This is a genomic window from Methanolobus sp., from assembly GCF_030682845.1.
Lineage (GTDB): Archaea > Halobacteriota > Methanosarcinia > Methanosarcinales > Methanosarcinaceae > Methanolobus.
The window spans coordinates 1-4824 of the sequence record NZ_JAUXNK010000071.1 but is presented as its reverse complement, the minus strand read 5'-3'; the positions used below and the strand labels follow the sequence as shown (position 1 = coordinate 4824).

Genomic DNA, 4824 nt, shown 5'->3' with positions numbered 1-4824 from the left:
GAGAAGAAAGTCTAAGTGTTATTCAAAGAGTCTTGAAATGTTGAGATACTCTGTTCTCCTGTTAATGAAGTACAGAAATAAAGAACTAGCGATGTTTAATTAACAATGCCGTTTTTTTTAATACCGCCTGGCCAGTACAGCTGCGAGCAGTAAGTCTACAGTTATCATAAAATCTCCACCTAAACCTACTACTCCTTCTTACAAAGATTTCCTGAAAGTATTATGCACATTATTGCCCCGGCTCCGTATATAGGCATTAGTTGGAGGAAATATTCCGTCTCTCTCAGCATGAATGCAGAAGCAAAAATGACCGCTGCCCATATTATGGCAATGGCGATAATTGTCCGGTTGCATTTTGTACTCATACCTTCCTAAATATTATCATTATTTTAATATCTTTATGAAATACTCTCCAGTATTGAGAAAATGGCTGGATTTCATAAGCAGTCTTTTATATTAGAAATTATACTTTGGATATAGTTGAAAGAAGGACGTGAATTTTCATTAGGCAATGGACCCTAACAAATTATAGTGCCTATGCTAGATTTTTAAATGACCTTCCTAAATTCGGTAAATACAGTCAAAGCTAGAACATGTTCCCGGCAATTCCTATTACTGACCCTATTCTTATATTTGCTCTTTCAATGCTTATCTTCCTCGTGGCTCCTCTGCTATTGAAGTTATTCAGACTGCCGGGGATGGTAGGCATCATAATAGTTGGTGCTCTGATCGGACCCAATGCATTCTATATACTCGAGCGTAATGATACGATCATACTTCTGGGAGAAATTGGCCTTGTTTACTTGATGTTCATAGCCGGGCTGGAAATAAACATAAACAAGTTCATCGAGAAGCTTGACAGAAGCCTGGTCTTTGGTATGCTGTCTTTTTTAATCCCGCAGATAGGAGGTACAATTGTCGGATATTACTTACTGGGTCTCTCCTTCCCTGCAGCCCTGCTCTTTGCTTCTGTTTTTGCCTCGCACACCCTGCTGGCATACCCTGTCATCAAGAGGCTTGGTATAGTTAACAACGAAGCTATCGCAGCAGCTGTTGGTGGTACAATACTGACAGACACTCTTGCACTCATGGTCCTTGCGGTGGTGGTGTCTTCTATGGAAGGCAATCTGGACATGTCTTTCTGGATAGGGCTGGGAGCCGGGCTTGGTCTGTTCTTTGTAGGTTCCTGGTTCATTGTGCCACGCATTGCCAGGTGGTTCTTCAGTAAGCTCACAGAAGAAAGTTACTTTGAGTTCCTCTTCGTGCTGGCTGTTGCCTTTGTGCTTGCATATCTTGCCGAGGTGGCAGGTGTGGAACCTATCATCGGTGCATTTTTTGCCGGACTTTTGCTCAACCGTCTGATCCCAAACAGCAGTCCTCTCATGAACAGGATCGAGTTTGTCGGAAATGCGCTCTTCATACCCTTTTTCCTGCTGTCAGTGGGCATGCTGGTGAATGCACGTGCATTTATAGAAGGGGGGAGTCAGCTCACACTGGCACTATGGATGATCGGCCTTGTTCTAATTACAAAGCTGGCAGCTGCCTGGATAACAGGACGGGTTTATGGTTATGGCAATGATCAGGTGATGAGCATGTTCGGTTTGTCAGTAGGCCAGGCGGCTGCAGCGCTTGCAATTGTGCTTATTGGTTTTGAAGCAGGGCTTTTTGGCCATGACATGATAAATGCCGTAGTAATGATGATTCTTGCCATCGCGATAATAAGTCCTCACATCGTTGAAAGGTATGGGGCGAGGGTGTCCCTTGCAGAAAAAGCAACATACGGTCTTACCGAAGCAGCACCTCGTGTGCTGGTGTCCTTTTCAATACACTCTGCATATAAGCAGCTATTACTGGACCTGGCCCTAATGATCCGGGACAGGAAATCAGATGAGCCATTGCATGTAATTTCTGTTGTAAAGCGTGATGATGGCAACTCTGAAAAGAAGGTTGCAGAGGCGGAAAGAATGCTGCGGGAAACTACGACCTATGCCTCCTGCGCCGAAGTGCCGGTCCTTACTCATGTACGCCTCAATTACAACATCGCTTCCGGAATAATGAGAGCGGTTCTTGAGAACAGGATATCGACTGTTGTGATGGGATGGGATGGCGTACATGCTCCCAAGGAAAGTGTAATAGGTTCGATTATCGACCAGTTCCTCCGGGGGACTGAAAAATTGGTGCTTGTCTCGTTGATAAGGCATCCTCTCTGCAATACAAAAAAGATAACTATGATAATACCGACCGGTATCGACCACAATGCAGGGTTCTATCCAATAGTGGATGCAGTGAGGAGGGTATCTGAAGGTACATCTGCACCAGTAAAAGCATTGGTAGTAAGAGATGATGTCGCAATATATGAGAAGATATTTAAAAGAGTAAGTCCTGACATTCCCATCAGGTTTGAAAGTCTTAGTAGCTGGAGTGATCTCATCAACATGCTACATACAAGAGAATGGTCCCGGGATGAGCTGATTGTCAGTGCCAATGCCCGAAGAGACACTCCTGGCTGGCATCCGGTGCTGCAGACACTGCCAAAGCGGATTTCCTCTTTCTTTGAGGGAAACTTGCTCATAGCCTACCCACCCACTGAAGAAAGAGCAGATGATATGGAGTTCTTTTGAATCTAATGATTTTTCATAGTGTTTTTTGCGCATGGAACACTTAATGATGTGAAATGGACAATTATATAGTGAGTATCTATGGAGCGTATAAACAAACTTGGTAAAATCCTGAGAGACACCTCACTTAATGCGTTCCTTGGCTGGGCGATGGTCTCATTGCTTTTTCTGCTGGGCATCGTAAATTTCATGGATAGCAGGCTCACATGGTCCGCCCTTTCCTTTTCTGTTATATTCATCATAACAGCTCCGGCGCTACTGCTGCGCAAGATCTCTATCATGCCTTCCTGGTACTTCATAATATTAGCGATCATGCCAATTGTAGGAAGCACAACAGCGTACCATTTCTTCTTCACGAGCATACCTGTTTACTTCTCAGTTGCGACCATCGCACTGCTGCTGGTAGCCGAGATCAGCTGGTTCACTTCCGTGCGCATGCATTACAAGTTCGCTATACTCCTGGTGGTGGCAACAACACTTGCAATGTCAGGCATCTGGCATCTGCTTCACTGGCTGCTGGATGTCTATTTCGGGACATCCTTCCTACTTGACGGCAGATCCCCTGAGGCTATCAATGCCGCAGTTATGTATGAGTTCATGTATGCCACAGTAGCGGGCATTACCGCAGGGATCATTTTCGGCTTGTATTTCAGATCAGCCGGGGCCGCAGGCAATGTCAAGCTTCCTCCGCAAGGATCCCTGAAGACTCCTGAATACCCTGTCCGCCAGCCGCCTGCCCCTATTCGCAGGCTTCTTGGTATCTCTGGCGATAAGCAAAGGCTTGCGACAAGGATAATGCAGGCAGGCTTGTTCATTCTGCTGATAGTAGCAATTCTTATTGGGGACTTACCAACTGCCTTGAATGCAATCGCAGGGCTGGCTATCACATTTGCGCCTTATTTCATCACCCGTAAGTACAATATTCCTCTTGACCCCGGGCTGACTCTGTGGATCACCCTTGCTATTTTCATGGATGCTCTCGGAACTTTTGCGTTCTATGAGAATGTGGCCCGGTGGGATAACATTACCCATGCTCTTTCAGCAAGCGTTATCGCTGCTGCCGGGTATGCACTTATAAGGGCTATCGACATCTACACCGATGAAATCTACATACCCCCCAAAGTATTGTTCCTTTTCATTCTTTTATTCGTGCTTGCCACAGGTGTACTCTGGGAAATAATGGAATTCCTTACCGATGAGCTTGCCGATGAGCTTGGGTACAATGCTGTACTGGTCCAGCATGGTATTAACGATACTATGATAGACCTGTCGTTCAACCTGTTGGGAGCTATCCTTGCAGCCACCTGGGGTGCTGCTTATCTTTCTGATATCTCTTATCGCCTCGCACGCAAGTTCGAGGAGATTTCCGCTAAAAATAATTCCATTAAAGAGTCTGAAGAGCACCTGCAAGTAAATATATTTGCGGATAACCTGAATGACAGAGAATAGGCTTTCTTGTGTTTGCCTACAATTATACTTTTTTCTCGATTGAATACAAGTGCCGCAAGGAATAAATATTGCCATTCAATTATAGCTTTTAATATTTATTAAAAATACTAAAACAAGGATCTGTCATGGAATGGATATATCTTGTAGTTGCAGGAATGTTTGAGACCGTCTGGGCGGTCGGCATGAAATACAGTCAAGGAATGACCCGGTTTTATCCGACGGTGTTTATGGTAATGTGCCTGGTCATCAGCATGCTCCTGCTGGAAGGTCATTGCGGGTGCTTCCTATAGGTACCGGATATGCTGTCTGGACAGGGATTGGTATTATAGGCACGAATATACTTGGAATATACCTTTTTAATGAATCTGCAGACGTGCTCCGTATATTGTGCATCGTCATAATAGCCGCAGGGATAATCGGTCTCAAGATACTCTCAGTGAATTAAAGATACAAGCTGGATATACAGGCCCCTAACACCGGAATGATATTCAGGAGGATTTGTTAAAATGAACGACATCGAGTCACAGATAACGGATATAGGAATCGAGATATTCAAGGGATATGGTGTGGACGACCTCACGGCGACGATACTTTCAATACTCAATTTCGAGCCGTATGATATCAGTATGGAAGAGCTTTCCGAAAGAACGGGCTACAGCCTTGCCTCCATAAGCCTCAAGATGAAGAATATCGAGAACTTCTGGGGAATCAAAAGGATACAGAAGCCCGGCTCAAGAAAGATATATTTCCGGATGGA

Annotated in this window: 5 protein-coding genes and 2 pseudogenes; 6 read left to right on the top strand and 1 reads right to left on the bottom strand. The window is 44.8% G+C overall.

Going from position 1 to position 4824, the window contains the following annotated elements; genetic code table 11:
* Positions 1-103: pseudogene (locus tag Q8J68_RS08835) on the top strand (IS1 family transposase); the annotation flags it as partial.
* 85 nt (positions 104-188) lie between these two features.
* On the opposite strand, the gene Q8J68_RS08830 reads toward Q8J68_RS08835, so the two are convergent.
* A complete protein-coding gene (locus tag Q8J68_RS08830) occupies positions 189-365 on the bottom strand; it encodes a hypothetical protein (protein ID WP_305311155.1) in 177 nt (58 codons plus the stop codon).
* A 228-nt stretch (positions 366-593) separates the two neighbouring features.
* On the opposite strand from Q8J68_RS08830, the gene Q8J68_RS08825 reads away from it, so the two are divergent.
* The 5 genes and pseudogenes from Q8J68_RS08825 to Q8J68_RS08810 form a co-directional block, all read left to right on the top strand.
* Positions 594-2621, top strand: a complete 2028-nt coding sequence (locus Q8J68_RS08825) for a cation:proton antiporter (protein ID WP_305311154.1) — start codon at positions 594-596, stop codon at positions 2619-2621.
* Positions 2622-2699: 78 nt separating this feature from the next.
* Positions 2700-4067 carry a hypothetical protein gene (locus Q8J68_RS08820; RefSeq protein WP_305311153.1) on the top strand — a complete coding sequence of 456 codons (1368 nt, stop codon included), beginning with the start codon at positions 2700-2702 and terminating at the stop codon, positions 4065-4067.
* 125 nt (positions 4068-4192) lie between these two features.
* The gene (locus Q8J68_RS14985) at positions 4193-4357 is read left to right on the top strand and encodes a multidrug efflux SMR transporter (RefSeq protein ID WP_370867625.1); all 165 of its coding nucleotides are present in this window, start codon (positions 4193-4195) and stop codon (positions 4355-4357) included.
* On the top strand, positions 4303-4512 hold the full coding sequence (locus tag Q8J68_RS08815) for a multidrug efflux SMR transporter (RefSeq protein WP_305311152.1): 210 nt from the start codon (positions 4303-4305) through the stop codon (positions 4510-4512). Before Q8J68_RS14985 ends, Q8J68_RS08815 begins: the two co-directional genes overlap by 55 nt.
* Before the next feature lie 61 nt (positions 4513-4573).
* Positions 4574-4824 (top strand): annotated as a pseudogene (locus Q8J68_RS08810) (hypothetical protein); the annotation flags it as partial.